Source organism: Brevundimonas sp. UBA5936, from assembly GCA_002430835.1.
GTDB lineage: Bacteria > Pseudomonadota > Alphaproteobacteria > Caulobacterales > Caulobacteraceae > Brevundimonas.
In genome coordinates, this window is sequence record DJDA01000140.1 from 1 (window position 1) to 13,018 (window position 13,018).

General features: G+C 65.4%; 19 protein-coding genes and 1 pseudogene. 11 read left to right on the forward strand and 9 right to left on the reverse strand.

What is annotated here, in order from left to right:
* Positions 1-150 precede the first annotated feature (150 nt).
* Positions 151-1,290 (forward strand): hybrid sensor histidine kinase/response regulator, encoded by a 1,140-nt coding sequence (locus B2Y21_RS14475; RefSeq protein ID WP_292060521.1) that lies wholly within the window; start codon positions 151-153, stop codon positions 1,288-1,290.
* A 6-nt stretch (positions 1,291-1,296) separates the two neighbouring features.
* Here B2Y21_RS14475 and B2Y21_RS14480 read toward each other — a convergent pair whose 3' ends face one another.
* Together B2Y21_RS14480 and B2Y21_RS14485 are read right to left on the reverse strand one after the other, a co-directional pair.
* Positions 1,297-1,584, reverse strand: coding sequence for a SemiSWEET family sugar transporter (locus tag B2Y21_RS14480; protein WP_253107997.1), 288 nt, complete (start codon positions 1,582-1,584; stop codon positions 1,297-1,299).
* Positions 1,585-1,818: 234 nt separating this feature from the next.
* Positions 1,819-2,604 (reverse strand): Crp/Fnr family transcriptional regulator, encoded by a 786-nt coding sequence (locus B2Y21_RS14485; protein WP_269298483.1) that lies wholly within the window; start codon positions 2,602-2,604, stop codon positions 1,819-1,821.
* Between the two features lie 146 nt (positions 2,605-2,750).
* Between B2Y21_RS14485 and B2Y21_RS14490 the strand changes: the two genes are divergently transcribed.
* Both B2Y21_RS14490 and B2Y21_RS14495 read left to right on the forward strand, forming a co-directional pair.
* Complete coding sequence (locus B2Y21_RS14490) at positions 2,751-2,969, forward strand: hypothetical protein (RefSeq protein ID WP_269298481.1); 219 nt, start codon at positions 2,751-2,753, stop codon at positions 2,967-2,969.
* Positions 2,970-3,112: 143 nt separating this feature from the next.
* Positions 3,113-3,766 carry a class I SAM-dependent methyltransferase gene (locus B2Y21_RS14495; protein ID WP_292060522.1) on the forward strand — a complete coding sequence of 218 codons (654 nt, stop codon included), beginning with the start codon at positions 3,113-3,115 and terminating at the stop codon, positions 3,764-3,766.
* Positions 3,767-3,925: 159 nt separating this feature from the next.
* On the opposite strand, the gene B2Y21_RS14500 is transcribed toward B2Y21_RS14495, so the two are convergent.
* Positions 3,926-4,105: a hypothetical protein gene (locus B2Y21_RS14500; RefSeq protein WP_292060523.1), complete on the reverse strand. Its 180-nt coding sequence runs from the start codon at positions 4,103-4,105 to the stop codon at positions 3,926-3,928.
* Between the two features lie 1,408 nt (positions 4,106-5,513).
* On the opposite strand from B2Y21_RS14500, the gene B2Y21_RS14505 reads away from it, so the two are divergent.
* The 4 genes from B2Y21_RS14505 (at position 5,514) to B2Y21_RS14520 (ending at position 8,563) form a co-directional block, all read left to right on the forward strand.
* Positions 5,514-5,726, forward strand: coding sequence for a hypothetical protein (locus B2Y21_RS14505; RefSeq protein ID WP_292060524.1), 213 nt, complete (start codon positions 5,514-5,516; stop codon positions 5,724-5,726).
* 640 nt (positions 5,727-6,366) lie between these two features.
* On the forward strand, positions 6,367-6,624 hold the full coding sequence (locus B2Y21_RS14510) for a DUF6894 family protein (protein ID WP_200165250.1): 258 nt from the start codon (positions 6,367-6,369) through the stop codon (positions 6,622-6,624).
* A gap of 149 nt (positions 6,625-6,773) precedes the next feature.
* Positions 6,774-7,895, forward strand: coding sequence for a methyltransferase (locus B2Y21_RS14515; RefSeq protein ID WP_292060525.1), 1,122 nt, complete (start codon positions 6,774-6,776; stop codon positions 7,893-7,895).
* A gap of 344 nt (positions 7,896-8,239) precedes the next feature.
* Positions 8,240-8,563 carry a GrlR family regulatory protein gene (locus B2Y21_RS14520; protein WP_200165252.1) on the forward strand — a complete coding sequence of 108 codons (324 nt, stop codon included), beginning with the start codon at positions 8,240-8,242 and terminating at the stop codon, positions 8,561-8,563.
* A 26-nt stretch (positions 8,564-8,589) separates the two neighbouring features.
* Here the strand turns inward: B2Y21_RS14520 and B2Y21_RS14525 are convergent, their stop codons facing one another.
* The 4 genes from B2Y21_RS14525 to B2Y21_RS14540 all read right to left on the reverse strand — a co-directional run bounded on the left by B2Y21_RS14525 (position 8,590) and on the right by B2Y21_RS14540 (position 10,417).
* The gene (locus tag B2Y21_RS14525; protein ID WP_292060526.1) at positions 8,590-8,778 is read right to left on the reverse strand and encodes a hypothetical protein; all 189 of its coding nucleotides are present in this window, start codon (positions 8,776-8,778) and stop codon (positions 8,590-8,592) included.
* A gap of 298 nt (positions 8,779-9,076) precedes the next feature.
* Positions 9,077-9,712, reverse strand: coding sequence for a hypothetical protein (locus tag B2Y21_RS14530; protein WP_292060527.1), 636 nt, complete (start codon positions 9,710-9,712; stop codon positions 9,077-9,079).
* 17 nt (positions 9,713-9,729) lie between these two features.
* Positions 9,730-10,080 (reverse strand): hypothetical protein, encoded by a 351-nt coding sequence (locus B2Y21_RS14535; RefSeq protein WP_292060529.1) that lies wholly within the window; start codon positions 10,078-10,080, stop codon positions 9,730-9,732.
* 94 nt (positions 10,081-10,174) lie between these two features.
* A complete protein-coding gene (locus tag B2Y21_RS14540; protein ID WP_292060530.1) occupies positions 10,175-10,417 on the reverse strand; it encodes a hypothetical protein in 243 nt (80 codons plus the stop codon).
* Between the two features lie 367 nt (positions 10,418-10,784).
* On the opposite strand from B2Y21_RS14540, the gene B2Y21_RS14545 reads away from it, so the two are divergent.
* Positions 10,785-11,099 (forward strand): hypothetical protein, encoded by a 315-nt coding sequence (locus B2Y21_RS14545; RefSeq protein WP_269298466.1) that lies wholly within the window; start codon positions 10,785-10,787, stop codon positions 11,097-11,099.
* Positions 11,099-11,557 carry a hypothetical protein gene (locus tag B2Y21_RS14550; protein WP_200165258.1) on the forward strand — a complete coding sequence of 153 codons (459 nt, stop codon included), beginning with the start codon at positions 11,099-11,101 and terminating at the stop codon, positions 11,555-11,557. Before B2Y21_RS14545 ends, B2Y21_RS14550 begins: the two co-directional genes overlap by 1 nt.
* On the opposite strand, the gene B2Y21_RS14555 is transcribed toward B2Y21_RS14550, so the two are convergent.
* Positions 11,554-11,805, reverse strand: a complete 252-nt coding sequence (locus B2Y21_RS14555) for a hypothetical protein (RefSeq protein WP_292060531.1) — start codon at positions 11,803-11,805, stop codon at positions 11,554-11,556. The genes B2Y21_RS14550 and B2Y21_RS14555 overlap by 4 nt on opposite strands.
* Positions 11,806-11,902: 97 nt before the next feature.
* On the opposite strand from B2Y21_RS14555, the gene B2Y21_RS14560 reads away from it, so the two are divergent.
* A complete protein-coding gene (locus B2Y21_RS14560; protein WP_292060532.1) occupies positions 11,903-12,226 on the forward strand; it encodes a hypothetical protein in 324 nt (107 codons plus the stop codon).
* Positions 12,227-12,395: 169 nt separating this feature from the next.
* Positions 12,396-12,614 (forward strand): hypothetical protein, encoded by a 219-nt coding sequence (locus B2Y21_RS14565; protein WP_292060533.1) that lies wholly within the window; start codon positions 12,396-12,398, stop codon positions 12,612-12,614.
* 212 nt (positions 12,615-12,826) lie between these two features.
* Here B2Y21_RS14565 and B2Y21_RS14570 read toward each other — a convergent pair.
* Positions 12,827-13,018: pseudogene (locus B2Y21_RS14570) on the reverse strand (hypothetical protein); the annotation flags it as partial.

The window sequence follows — 13,018 nt, forward strand, 5'->3', positions numbered from 1 at the left end:
CGTCGCCGCCGCGGGCGGGGTCGCCCTGGTGGAGGAGCCCGCCGCCGCCTACGCCCAGGCCATGCCCCAGGCCGCCCGCAACGCCTGCACGGCGGCCATCGCCCTGCCGCTCGAAGGCATCGCCGAACATCTGAAAGGTCTCGGAACAGAATGAGCAGCCCGGAACAGCCGATTCACCTCCTGCTGGTCGACGACCTTGAAGAGAACCTGCTCGCGCTGGAGGCGCTGCTGAAGCGGGAGGACGTCGTCTGCCTGAAGGCCCGCTCGGGCGACGAGGCGCTGGAGCTGCTGCTGGTCCACGATGTCGCCCTGGCCCTGGTGGACGTGCAGATGCCGGGCATGGACGGTTTCCAGTTGGCCGAGTTCATGCGCGGCAATGTGAACGCGCGCCACGTCCCCATCATCTTCGTCACGGCGGGAAGCGCCGATCTGCAGCGACGGTTCAGGGGCTATGAGGCCGGGGCCGTCGACTTCATCCAGAAACCGATCGAAACCGACATCCTGCGCAGCAAGGCGAACATCTTCATTGATCTCTATCGTCAGCGCATGGAGATTCTCGCCCAGCGCGATGAACTGGAGGCCTACGCCAACGCCCTGCGCGCGGCGGACCGCCGCAAGAACGACTTCATCGCCATGCTGGGCCATGAGTTGCGCAACCCGATTATGGCGCTCCGCGCCGGTCTTCAGCTTCTGGAGCGCCAGTCGGACAAGAACCGCAAGGCCGACATCCAGGCGCGGATGGAGGTTCAGGCCCACCACCTCTCGCGGCTGATCGAAGACCTGCTCGACGTCGCCCGGATCGATCAGGGCAAGATTTCCCTTCAGCGCGAGCGTGTGAGTCTGCAGAGCGTCATCGAGTCCGCCGTGGACACCAGCCGACCCAAGATCGAGGCTGGCGCGCACGACCTGACGGTCGCCCTGCCTTCCCAGCCCCTGTGGCTCGAAGGCGATTTCACCCGCCTGTCGCAGGTCGTCAGCAACCTGCTGACCAACGCCGCCAAATACACGCCGTCCGAAGGACAGATCCGTGTTTCCGCGGATGTCGTCCAGGACGAGGTGCGGATCGACATCGCCGACAACGGCGTGGGCGTGCCGCATGACATGCAGGGCCGCATCTTCGATCTGTTCACTCAGTCGAAGGGGCCTGACGATCGCTCGCGCGAAGGTCTCGGCATCGGCCTGGCTCTCGTAAAGCAGTTGGTCGAGATGCATGACGGAGCTGTCGAACTGGCCAGCGACGGCCCCGGTCAAGGCAGTTGTTTCACCCTGCGTTTTCCGCTTGCCGCCTGACCGCGTTCACGCGTCCGATGCGCTCTTCCCCGCGTCGCGAAAGCGCCATTTCATAACCAGGACCGCCGACGCCATCACGAGGGCGGAGGCGTTGGCGATGGTCACAGGCCAGGCCGAGGTCATCACGCCGTAGATCGTCCACAGGATGAAACAGCTGACGGTCAGGGAATAGGTTTTGAGGCTCACCGCCGAGGCGTCCCTCTCCTTCCAGATCTTGTACGCCTGCGGGGCAAAGCTCGTAATCGAGCAGATTGCTGCAGCCGAGCCGATAAGGGTTGCAACATCGCCAGCCATGACGGGCCAACGTTACGCCGGCCACGCTGTTCCCAAGGTGCATGTTCGCCGCTGAGGTCAATGTAGTGACGATCACCTCAGCGTCGCCGACAACGATCCTAATGGATCGGAGCCTATTCCGATTGCGCCGGGGTGGGTCGATGGGTCGATAAAAGCCATCTACGCTTGCGCCTGTAGCGAGAACAGGGACGGACGCGGCCGATCTCGCGCCGCCCTCCCACCGCGACCGCCCGCTTACTCTGGAGGCGACTCCAGGTAGGCCTTGTCGAACTCGGCCAGGGCGGCCAGCCCGCCCCAATCCTTCAGATGAACAAGAGCCCCCTTCCACTCCACGAGACCTTCTCGTCGAAGCTCCGCCACGACGCGGTTCACATGGACGGTCGAAAGCCCAAGGATATCCGCTATCTCCGCCTGGGTCATAGGCAACTGGAAGCAGCAGTCTTTCGCGCGGCCCACCAGTTCCAGTCGGCAGTAGAGTTCACACAGGAACCAGGCCAGGCGCTCCTTTGCGCTCTGGGCGCCGAGCGCAAGAATCCACTCGCGGCTCACGGCGCCGTCGACCAGGGTGTCCAGCCACAGGCTTCTGACCAGGTCGCCGTCGGCGTCGATCAACCGATCAAGGCGAGCATGGGGAATTGAGGCCGCCCGACAGTCCGTCAGGGCCACGACGCCCTGCGGCTGACGCTTCTTCAACAAAGAGCCGAGATTGACGAAATCGCCTGGGAGACAAATCTCGGTGAATTGGCGCCGCCCATTCCGCAACAAGCGGTAGCGAGCCGCAAACCCGTTCAAAAGCAGGAGGCAGGAGGAGGCCTTGACGCCCTGTACGATGAGGTCGTCCCTCGCAGGGATGAGCGCCAAGGGATTGAACGCTTCACTGAGCTTGCGGAGGGTTGCTGGAGACACGCTCCTGCGCCGCGTCAGCTTGATCGTGATCAGATCGTGGAGCTCGTCGCCGGACCACATCCCCTCTTCGCCTTCCCGCTCCACACTTCGCGCATTTCCATCGCCGCCGCTCATGCGACGCGGCGTCGATAACGTCCTCGACGCCCAGGCGTTGCTTTAACGGTTCCCCTTCGCATGGGTCGGATCGCCTGGCGCCATGCCGAGAGACGCCGATCAGCAGAGTCATCCTAGGTTCAGGCTCGGGCGTATAGGTTTCCGTCATGGCCCTCTACGATTTCCTCGTCGCCGGTCTGGAGGTGGATCAGGTCCACGAAGCCGAGGCTTCGACGGACGCCGAGGCGCGTCGTCAAGGGTTTCGCTTCGCCGGCGATCTGATCAAGGAGCGCGAGATCCTGAGCCGGGAATCCGTCGCCTTCGAAGTGAGAGTGAAGACGAAGGACGGCCGCCAGATCTGCGCGGTCAATGTGAGGCTGGATTAGGATTTCCGAAATGGGCCTCGGACGATCGGCCGGTTGCTCTAACAGGACATGACGGTTGGCATGGTATCGGACGACGTTTGTGTTACACATTAACAATGCCTTCTTCCCGATCGACCGCCTCGCCGTATTTCTTCAACCAGGAGATGGCGGACGCCTACGACCATCGGAACCGCGCCCTCGTTCCGATCTCCAATTGCCTCCACTTCCTGACGGGCCTGGTCCTGGCCGAATGTCCGAGCGAAGCGCGAGTGCTGTGCGTCGGCGTGGGAACGGGCGCTGAAATCCTCTCCCTGGCCCAAGCGCGTCCAGGATGGTTTTTCGTCGGGGTCGATCCTTCCGCCGAGATGCTGAATGTCGGCCGGGACCGGTTAAAGGAAGCGGGCGTTCTGGAGCGATGCGAGCTTATCCAGGGCTACGCCGAGGACGCGCCCCCCGGCCCATTCGACGCCGCGGTCAGCCTGTTGGTCGCCCATTTCATCAGACGGGAACAACGGCCGGCCTTCTACGGCGCCATTCATGATCGACTGAAGCGGGGCGGTCGCTTCGTCAGCGCCGAAATCAGCGCCGATCTCGAAGATGCGGGGTTTCGAGACATGTTGAAGGATTGGAATCAGGTCCAGACCCTGATGGGCGCGCCCCCCGAATCGTCGGCCAGGCGGGAGAGCATGCTGCGCGACGCGCTGGGGGTTCTGCCGGCGGCAGAGACCGAGGCCCTTTGGCGGGCAGCAGGGTTTGCGACGCCCGTGTCCTTCTTCCAGGCCTTCATGATCCGAGGCTGGCACGCCATGAAGGCGTAGGCCGGACGCGATCCGGGCCGGGACGCTGGCCGGCCTTTGCTGACGCAGTCGCAATGGCCGGCCGTCGGTTGGAAGCCCCCAAACTTATGGAACAGCCTGCCGGGCTGGACTACAGCGCCCCTTGAACCGTCTCCGCGGCCATCCAAATAGCGACCGCCTTCACTCTTCACTGGAGATGCTTCGATGCGAACCGTCGTTGTAGAACCCTTTGGCGACGTCTGGGCCGTCCGCGTGGATGACGTCGAGCCTCAGCTGTTTGCGCGCGGGCGCGCCGCGGAAGACGTCGCCAAGACCGTGGCGGAGCGGCTGGCGGCCGCCGGCGACCACGTCGAGATCCATCTGTTCCTACGGAACGGCCAAAAGGCGGCGCGATTTGTTTGCCTACCTCCCCTTTCAGCCGAGGACTCTCCTCTGCTGATCGGAGGAAGCCTGCTGGCCCAGGCGGCGGCGAACGTCGACGATACCGACCAGCGCGTAAACGCCTGACGGCCAAGGCGGAGTGCAGCAGGGAGAAGGGGGCGCCAGAAGAGCGCTGCGGACTCGCCCTTCCCTATGCTGCCCAGGAGGGATTTATCCAGGTCGCCGAGCCGGTCCGTCGATGCGGCCGGTCGAGGGCTGGACAGCCATGCAAATTGTAAAATAGTAACATCGTTCACGACGGGAGGCGGAACGTGCCGGGGCGGCCCAAACGAACGGGACGGATGACAGAGGCGGTCCTGATCGCCCTGTGTCTTGCGATCTTCGGCATCCTTTACTGGATTGCGACCGGATAACGTGAAGCGGGCCGGCTTCGGCTGTCATTCCGCAGTTGGTCGAAGAGCCGCCCCCGTGGAACCCATCGCCCTCGGGACGGCTAAGGATTGTCTTCCGCGCGGAAGTCTGCGGCCCGGAGCGCACCCCCCTGAGCACCGCTCCGGGCCGCAACCCCTGACGAGAAAGGCGCGACCGAGAGGAACCAGGCCGGGCTTAAGCAGTTTGCCGGGCATCCCCTTCTTCCTGGCGCCGGGAGATCGTCTTTGCGCAAACAAAAATCTCCCATCCCCCGCTGGTGGCGTCTAGCCGGGTGAGAGGCGGCGCTGCTGCTCGGAACGCTTTCGTTCATAGGGATCGTCGGGTGCGCCTACATGGGCTGGATGGGCTGAGACGGAACCCCGGATGGTCCTCGAGCTTTAAGGAGGCGCATTCCGGCGCTGGCGTGCGATGCGGCCCGGCGCGCAGCCACGCCCCCCCTGCGGCGCACCGGGCCGCAACCAATTCCGGCGCAGCTTGTTGGCTTCGCATGACTGGATTTGGCGGACACCTGCTCGCGGCGCTCGATCGCCTATTCAAACGCCTGACCGGGAACGAGCGCCTCCTCTAGGCGGCCTCCGTCCCTCGACTGCGGCGGCGTGCGGGCTGAAGTATCAAAAGCGCTGCCGTTAATCATCACAGGTTAAACGCGCAAAGCGCTTGGAGGTCTAAGCTCGCCCAGTCGCTCGCCTCCTGAGCGGGTCTGCTCCAGTCCCTCGCGCACCTCCTGAAAGAGCGGGGCTGGACCGACGGTAGAGGAACGCGACTTGCCCAGACGTCCCCAATGGCGACCCAGCTTCGGCGAATGGTCGGTGGTGATTGCGATTTTGGCCCTACTCGCGATCGCCGCTTCCTCGGCCTTCGAGTGATCGGACAGACTCATTGATGTCGGCCGCCAGGTCGTCGGCCGTGCGGCGAGGTTGCTTTCAGGTGGCCATGACGACAAGGAGACCACCCCATGGCGGAACGTCGATTTTCGCAATGGCGCAACCTCGGCCTGGCGGCCCCGGTGATCTTTGCCGCTAGTCGAGTGCGGCGGCCTTCGCCTGTCCAGCTGGCATCCGAGTGTCGTCTGCGGGGCTTCGCCGTCGCGGGCGTCGCCACCGGCTCCCTGATAAGGTTGCTGGCCGTGCTGTCGGCCTTGCAACGCCTGCGTCCCGTCTGCTGCTAGCCCGGGCCGATCTTCCGTAGAGAGAAGCTTGGGAGGTCGTGGCGCCGACAGCGACGGCGACACCATCAATGTGTTCGCTGGCCCGGCCGGCGGATGTGGCTCCCGCCCGTGCGAGCGTTTCTTCTGTAGGCAAATGAAGACCCCTCGCCGGCGCCTGGGGCCTCCAACGAGGGGCTTCGCGGTTCAACAGAGGGCAGCTCCAGGGGTTAGAGAGCTGCGATGGGCCAACTCACGGGAATGAGAACGGTTCCGAACGTCAAGGACATGCCCTCCGAAGCGAGAGCACGCCTGAGGCGCGTCTGCAGGAAACTTCAAGCGCCAAAGGCCGCTCTCCGAACACCCGCCAAACCGGAGGCCCTGCAATCCGGGCTCGCTCCCCTCTCGAAGCCGAGCTGTCAGGCTCGTTAGGCCCGCCTGAGTCCCAATGCGGCAGATCGGTTTTCTTATGCTCGCCTAACAAGTCCAGCATGCTGAGGCGCGCCTTCGCGTCCCGCCGGTCGTCGACGGAGCCGTCATATCCGGCCACCGCCGATGGCGACGTCCAAAGCGCGCGGCCCGCTGTAGAGCTGTCCTCCGGACAGTTCGCTCTTTCAGCCCGCCGACGCGTTCGTTCAAGTCGTGGATACCTCGGAGAGCGCCGATGACCTGCGGGACCGCCTACCACCCTCTCTATCGTTTCGCCCTGTTCGGGCACCACTCCGCCTTCTGCGCGGAGATCGCGGCGGCCACGGACGACGACGCATACAGGGAAGCTCTGCGCTTCATGGGCGAGCTGTTGAAAGAGGGCGACACCGTGAGGGACGACGGCTTTTCGTATCGGGTCACGGTGACCGCGATCGACGGCCGCCGAATCTGCGACATCACAAGCTGCGGCGCAAACCACGCGAGCCGAGATTGACCGCGTCGGACGCGTACGCCCGAGCGCCCGCTCGGATGCAACGCCGCAGGCGCTGGAGCCTTATCTAGAAGGCCTAGCGTCGGATCGACGACGGCCGGTTTCAAAGCTTGAGCGCCTCCTCGTTTGGTTAGGACCGTCAGGAAATCCGCATGTTCTTCCCCACCCGCCGGCCCAGGTCGTCCGCGCCGCCGCTCCCGGCCGGCCGTCGCAAGCCAAGCCATCCGGCCGCCCGGCTCGAAGGCGACCTGATGGAAGGAGCGCATGATCACAGCGATCGCCGCCCTGGACCTAGCCCCGCCGACATGGGGATTGGGCAGCGGCGCGCGGCCCTGGTCGCCCTTCTCGACCTGCTGGCGGCCGCCGGGTACGATTTCGTGAGCCCGACCCCCGCCACCCACAGACGGGTGGCGTCCCGGCGGGAGCGCGCCCGCGCCGCCAACCTGCGAGACATCTTCGGCTGGGGGCGCCCCTTCGAACCGAACGACCTCGACCCTACCCTCCTCGCCACGATGTCGAGCGGCGGGCTCCTCGTCGACGAGGGCGCGTCGCTTCGATCCGCTGTCAGGGTCAGTGCGCTTGACGGGCGCCTGCACCTGCACTCCGCCCGGAGCGACGCCCCCGACGCCGTCTTCCTTGGACCGGACAGCTACCGCTTCGTCCGCTTCCTGACCTCCGCGCTATGCGGTACGCAGCCGCGCTCGATCCTCGACGTCGGCGCCGGCGCCGGCGCCGGCGCGCTGGCGCTGGCCGCACGCTTGCCGCATTCCAGGGTCGTGGCCGGGGACGTGAACCCCTTCGCCCTTGCTCTCCTAGCCGCCAATGCCGCCCACGCCCGCCTGTCGATTGAACTGGTCGCGGGCTCTGGGCCCGAGGCCGCAGCCGGCGAGTTCGATCTCATCATCGCCAACCCGCCCTATCTGGCCGACGGCGAGCATCGGACCTATCGCGATGGAGGCGGCGCCTTGGGCATGGACCTCGCCTTGGCGTGGGTCTCTGTTGGACTGCATCGCCTGCATCCGCGGGGGCGCTTCGTGCTCTACACGGGCAGCCCGATCATCGAAGGCCGAGATCTGCTGCGCATCGAGCTCGAGCGGCTCGCCGCCGAGGCAGGCGCGAGCATGACTTATGAGGAGATCGACCCGGATGTCTTCGGGGGGATGCTGGCGCACGAAGGCTATCGAGAGGTCGAAAGGATCGCGGCCATCGGCGCTGTCTTGTCTCGCCAGGCCGCGCCGCGAAGGTTATTTGCCGCCCAGGGCCTTCGCGCTTAGACCGCTTGGGCTTCGGTGAAGGCAGCGTTCCTTATGCCAGCCTTCGGTCGCATCCGCGTGAGGAGGAACGGGATTCCGGAGCGCCGGTTAAACCTCTGAGCCTTAATAGGGGGCGTGACTAGAGAGTATGTGCACAGGTCCATGACGCAGATCGACGTAGGTTCGCCGGAGCCCCAGCTCTGCCTCCGATGCGCGGGATCAGGCATCGTCGACACGGGCGTCTGCCACATGTGCGACGGGTCCGGGAAGGCGCAGATCGACACCGACCTTTCAGGCGCCGCCGAGCGAGAGTCGGCTCCCAGATCGCAGCCGAATTCTCCCGCTCGCCTCGCGGCCCAGCGCTGATGGACGATGGCCTTTACAAGATCGGCTTCAGGACACGGCTGGGATCGGGCTATGGGGTAGTCGTGCTCCAGGGCGGGCGCATCATCGGCGGCGACAGCAGCTCGTTCTATGTCGGCTCCTATGTCATTCACGGAGCGAGGTTCAAGGCCAGCCTGCAGCTCGATCGGCATACCATCATCCCTGTCCTGCGATCCGTGTTCGGCGTCGAGCGGGCGCGTATCGAGTTGGAAGGCGATATCCTCGGCCAGGACGCGCTCATGTCGGGGTCTTCGCCCGATGCGCCCGAAGTGAGTTTCGAGGCCGTGATGAGCAGACTGGCCTAGACGGCGCGCCGTCGTTTACGGCCAGATCAACAACGACCGCCTCCGCCGATCGAGACTGCGCCTTCGCAATCGCCTTCCATCACCAGGCGACCGACCACTTCTGCTCCGCCCTGCAGGGCCACGAGCTTGTCTTCAGCGTCCTCCCAGTCCTCCGCTTCCAACTGGAGAGAAAAGCAACGCTCGCCCTGCTGGTAGTCCACGAGAAACATCGGCATCGCCTATCCTACCACCAACCAGGCTGAGGGACGTCCTCGAGCCGCGAGACGGCGAGCGACGCTCCAGGCGAAGGCCCGTTTCGCCGCGGCTTTATCATCATAGCGGCGCGGCTTGTCCGTCCCCTCTCCGGTCAGGCGATACCACGCCTCCGGTCGTCTTGAGCCGGGCTGGATGCGTTCAAGTCTGACGCCCACGCGGGAGCGTAACAGGCGTATTCTTTTCATTTCTCCGTCCTCCTGCCCCCGCGCGAGGCGGCGAAGGCGGCGCAAAGCGCCCGCGCCGCCTCCCCTGCGCGCGTTATCGATATCGAGCGCGCTCCGCAGCGATCTCGTCGGTCGTATAGGGCGCCCCGGCGGGGTCAAAGCGCGTCCAGCCCGTCTGGCGATAGGCGGCCCCTCGAGCGGCGGCGTCCCAGCCGCGGCTCTCGTCCAGGATCGCCTGCGCCCGGGCCCGCTCCGTTTCATTGACGCGAACGCTGACCAGGGTTCCGCCCCGACGCACGCCTTCGGCGTAGACGTGGGCGTCATCGTCATCATGGCCCGTCTCCTTAAGCGCGCCAAGAATTCCGCCGACCGCCCCGCCCGCAGCAGCGCCCGCGGCCCCCGCAACCGCCGCCGACGCGAGCCAGCCTGCCGCCACCACGGGGCCCAGGCCCGGCACCGCCAGCATGCCCAGGCCTGCGAGAACGCCGGCGCCCACGCCGAGCGCGCCGCCGGTCGCCGCCCCCTTGCCTGCGCCTTCTGCGACGTCGTTCTCGCCGTCGCCGTTCATGTCACCGGGCGACCGCCCGTGATGTCGGTGGCTCTCGTGCCAGTTGTCGGCGTTATTGGAGATGACGCTGATGTCAGCCGCTCCAAACCCGGCGGCTTCGAGGGCGGACACGGCGTCCATTGCTTCGATGTGAGTATCGTAGAGTCGCGTGATGGTGGACATGGAAATCTCCTTCAGCATCAGGAAGCGGGCGAAGCGCTGACGACGCCTTTGTAGTCTACGGAAACCCTGGACTGGACGCCGTCCTTGACGGCGGTCGCCGTCCAGACGCCGTCTTCGCCCTGGCTCAAAGCGCCGACCTGGGCGTAGCCCTGTTTTTCAATGGCGCTTCTCGCCTGTCCCTCGGTAAAGGAATTTGCGCCCGGCGTGATCGTCCCCTCTGCAGCGTTCTCTGTCGTGTCGACGGCGGGGTTCCGAGGCGTCTCCGACGCGGACACCACAGGCCCTTCGACGGGGGATTCGGCGTCGCGGTTATCTCCGCACGCTCCAAGCAGAACGACGGCTCCGATCAGACCTATGGAAGCTCTCATGGGTTTCTCCTTTGATGAGGTGTTGAGGGAAGCCGCCCGGATTCAAAGCGTTCCGCCGCGTCGAAGACTTTCCCGCGGACCGTAAGGTTCCGGGTCATCCAGCCCGCTCCGAGGCCCGCGCTTCGCTCGCCTCCACGGCCGAGACGCCGTCTCGCCTCGACGCCAGTCGATACAAGGCATGCTCGTCGTCGAAGACTTCTGCGGAAGAGAAGGTTCGGCTGACGGCGAGCCGCCGCCGCGCCTCGGCCATGGCGGCCGCGGCGTCCTCCACCGTGACCCATTCGACGCGCAGGACGCCCGTCCCCGATCCACTGTAGCGAATGGTGAAGTGAGGCATGTTGCGGCTCCTCTGTGACGGTGAAGCAAGAGCCCGCCGCGCGACCTGTTCCTTAGGTCGCCTAGCGGACCCATGCGGAAGCAGGCTGGCGCTCGGGAGCCGAATCCTCTTTCGCGCTTGCATCCCCGTTTCGAGGCATGGCCGGGAGACGGCCTCAGCAAAGTCGATCGGAGCTGGCTCCCACGATCTCGGATCCAAGCCCTGGAAGGGCAGCATCACCTTTGCAACTCGGCGTGACGGCTATCCCTGCCGCAATTCGCGTTGATGGGCATAGGCGAGGAGAACACCGGCGAGACAGTCATGACGCCAGGTTCTGGAACGCCTCCTCGCCCATCAACTTCTCTCCTGGGCATAAGAGGAGAGAGCCATGACCGAGACACCCCGTGATCCGCCTGAACATCTCAACAACGAGGACGGCGACCTCACGCCGGTCAAAGCCGACACAGTATCGAGGGGCGATCCAGCGGAACGGCTTCGCGGCGTCGGCCAGGAGAACATCTCCGCCCGTCCGGCCAGGCCGAGACCATCGGACCCGCCCCCTGCCCCGCCGGAGTTGGACGACGACGCCACACAGATGAAGAAGATCGAGGACGCCGCCGGTACGGAGCCTTCACCGCCTGGCGTCGCCGAGCCGGAGGGCGCACGCGAACTGCCCAGGCCGCCGCTTGCGGATCCGACCTGATGGCTCCGCGGCTCAAGCTGTTCGAGTGGTCGGACGGCTTCCACACCTTCACCGTGGCGGCCAGCTCGCGACCGAAGGCGTTAGCCGCTTGGGGCAGCGGCCAGGATCTCTTCGCCACCGGCCTGGCCAAGGAAATCGACGACAGCCCCGACGCTGAGGCCGCCAAGGCTTCGCCCGGCACGGTGATTGAGCGCAGGCTCGACGTGAAGCTGCCGGCGACCGCTCCGAAGAAGGGCGCGGCGAAGAAGACGAAGCAGCCCAGCGCCGCCGATCGGAAACGGGTGGAGGAAGCCCAAATCGCCCTGGACGACCTCGACGCCATGCACGGTCAGGCCGCACGGCGGCTGGATGAAGAGCTGCAAGCCCTTAGAGCGCGCAGGGAAGAGAAACGGACGGCCTATGAAGCGCAGCGCGAGAAACTACAGGCTCGCCTGGAGAGGGCGCGCGCTAAGCTCTAGCCCTCATCGTCATCGTCTTCGTCGTCCTCGGCCTCGAAATCCGCGAACACGAGCTGCATCTCAACCCTCACCTCGTCCATGGTCTGCTGGACCCAGGCGTGAAGGGCGCGGACGGTCTTCTCGGCTGATACGGCGTCCGGCGAGAACAGGCGCTCCATGACGTCCGTCAGAGCCTGGTTCCGGCCCATGAGCACGCCAGCCCGATAGATGGGGTCGTCTGAGGGGTCGATGTCGTCGTCTTCGTCCATGTGCAACCTTCTGGCGCGCTAACACTCTTGTGAGTTGCGCGCTCGCGTAACGGTTGTGATCCTCTCGCCCGGAGATAGTCTCCATCGGGAGAGTTATATGTCCGTAAAAGCTCTAGGCGTCGCGATGGCTGCGCTCACGATGAATGTTGTGGCCGCGGGTGCGGCGCCCGTGCCGCCAGCCGTCGCTGCCGCGCAATCGGGTGAAGATCAGTATTGCCTCGGCTTCGATAACTGCTGGCCCATCGCCTACTCCTACGAAGTCTACTCAGACTCCAATATGACCACCCTAATTCATGCCGCATCGGACAGTTGCAATGGGGGGCCGTTCGTAACGTCTCCCTGGCTTCCGGCGGGATATGTCGTCAAGACGCGCATGTACGTTTGCGCCGGCTTCGGCCCGTACCTGCCGCCTGACTGGTAACCCTGCGCGGCGCTTCGCCGTCAACAAATCCCTTCAATGGGATCAGCGGCCCGGCTTGAGGACAGTCCCCCGGTTCTCGCTGGGCCGCTTCGATTCGCGAAGTAGCTCGGCAGTAGGAACCAGTGAACCTCCCACCGCTTGGTTTCAGGCAACAAACAGGGAGATGACTATGACCGACGTTCAACCGAACGATCCGAACCGCAATCCCCGCGAAGCGCCCGACCTGGACGGCGATGAAGTCGAAGCCGGCCGCCGGGCTCGCAAGAGCGGAGCCAATCAAGACCCGCTGGCGAACAACAATCCGGCCGACCGGAGCCCATCGCCTTCGACCGGCGGCGACGGCGCCGCGGGCGCCGGCGGGCCGAAGGGCTTTGGCACAGGCGCCTGATCAGCAAGAATGGGTGGCTGGCCGAATCTCCGGAGCGGCGCCCATTCGACCGATTGATCGTCGGTGGCGGGGCTCTTGCGCCGCCGCACAGCTTGAGCGCCGCCCTGACCGCCTCTCTCCCGATCGGCGCGGGTGCGATCTCGCATTTCACCAGAGAGGCGCGCAACCATCGGGCTCACGCTGTGCAAATCTGACGCCGTCAGGCTGGTCGGCTAAGGCCGCCGCGCGCGTGTCGCACCTGCGACCGCCGCAACGCCAAGACCTGCAACGACAAGATCCTCGACGATCCCGCTGCGGGTCTGGCCAATGCGCCGCAGCGCGGCCTTTCGGCCGGCCAGCGTCAGATAGGACAGCGGTATGGCGACGCCCACGGCCAGGGCGGCGCCGCGCCGCTCGCGCCCCCT

What these genes read in the sequence shown, in the direction of transcription:
- B2Y21_RS14475 (WP_292060521.1), top strand. Translation starts at nt 151, where the DNA reads ATGAGCAGCCCGGAACAGCCGATTCACCTCCTGCTGGTCGACGACCTT.
- B2Y21_RS14480 (WP_253107997.1), bottom strand. Translation starts at nt 1,584, where the DNA reads ATGGCTGGCGATGTTGCAACCCTTATCGGCTCGGCTGCAGCAATCTGC.
- B2Y21_RS14485 (WP_269298483.1), bottom strand. Translation starts at nt 2,604, where the DNA reads ATGAGCGGCGGCGATGGAAATGCGCGAAGTGTGGAGCGGGAAGGCGAA.
- B2Y21_RS14490 (WP_269298481.1), top strand. Translation starts at nt 2,751, where the DNA reads ATGGCCCTCTACGATTTCCTCGTCGCCGGTCTGGAGGTGGATCAGGTC.
- B2Y21_RS14495 (WP_292060522.1), top strand. Translation starts at nt 3,113, where the DNA reads ATGGCGGACGCCTACGACCATCGGAACCGCGCCCTCGTTCCGATCTCC.
- B2Y21_RS14500 (WP_292060523.1), bottom strand. Translation starts at nt 4,105, where the DNA reads ATGGATCTCGACGTGGTCGCCGGCGGCCGCCAGCCGCTCCGCCACGGT.
- B2Y21_RS14505 (WP_292060524.1), top strand. Translation starts at nt 5,514, where the DNA reads ATGGCGGAACGTCGATTTTCGCAATGGCGCAACCTCGGCCTGGCGGCC.
- B2Y21_RS14510 (WP_200165250.1), top strand. Translation starts at nt 6,367, where the DNA reads ATGACCTGCGGGACCGCCTACCACCCTCTCTATCGTTTCGCCCTGTTC.
- B2Y21_RS14515 (WP_292060525.1), top strand. Translation starts at nt 6,774, where the DNA reads ATGTTCTTCCCCACCCGCCGGCCCAGGTCGTCCGCGCCGCCGCTCCCG.
- B2Y21_RS14520 (WP_200165252.1), top strand. Translation starts at nt 8,240, where the DNA reads ATGGACGATGGCCTTTACAAGATCGGCTTCAGGACACGGCTGGGATCG.
- B2Y21_RS14525 (WP_292060526.1), bottom strand. Translation starts at nt 8,778, where the DNA reads ATGCCGATGTTTCTCGTGGACTACCAGCAGGGCGAGCGTTGCTTTTCT.
- B2Y21_RS14530 (WP_292060527.1), bottom strand. Translation starts at nt 9,712, where the DNA reads ATGTCCACCATCACGCGACTCTACGATACTCACATCGAAGCAATGGAC.
- B2Y21_RS14535 (WP_292060529.1), bottom strand. Translation starts at nt 10,080, where the DNA reads ATGAGAGCTTCCATAGGTCTGATCGGAGCCGTCGTTCTGCTTGGAGCG.
- B2Y21_RS14540 (WP_292060530.1), bottom strand. Translation starts at nt 10,417, where the DNA reads ATGCCTCACTTCACCATTCGCTACAGTGGATCGGGGACGGGCGTCCTG.
- B2Y21_RS14545 (WP_269298466.1), top strand. Translation starts at nt 10,785, where the DNA reads ATGACCGAGACACCCCGTGATCCGCCTGAACATCTCAACAACGAGGAC.
- B2Y21_RS14550 (WP_200165258.1), top strand. Translation starts at nt 11,099, where the DNA reads ATGGCTCCGCGGCTCAAGCTGTTCGAGTGGTCGGACGGCTTCCACACC.
- B2Y21_RS14555 (WP_292060531.1), bottom strand. Translation starts at nt 11,805, where the DNA reads ATGGACGAAGACGACGACATCGACCCCTCAGACGACCCCATCTATCGG.
- B2Y21_RS14560 (WP_292060532.1), top strand. Translation starts at nt 11,903, where the DNA reads ATGTCCGTAAAAGCTCTAGGCGTCGCGATGGCTGCGCTCACGATGAAT.
- B2Y21_RS14565 (WP_292060533.1), top strand. Translation starts at nt 12,396, where the DNA reads ATGACCGACGTTCAACCGAACGATCCGAACCGCAATCCCCGCGAAGCG.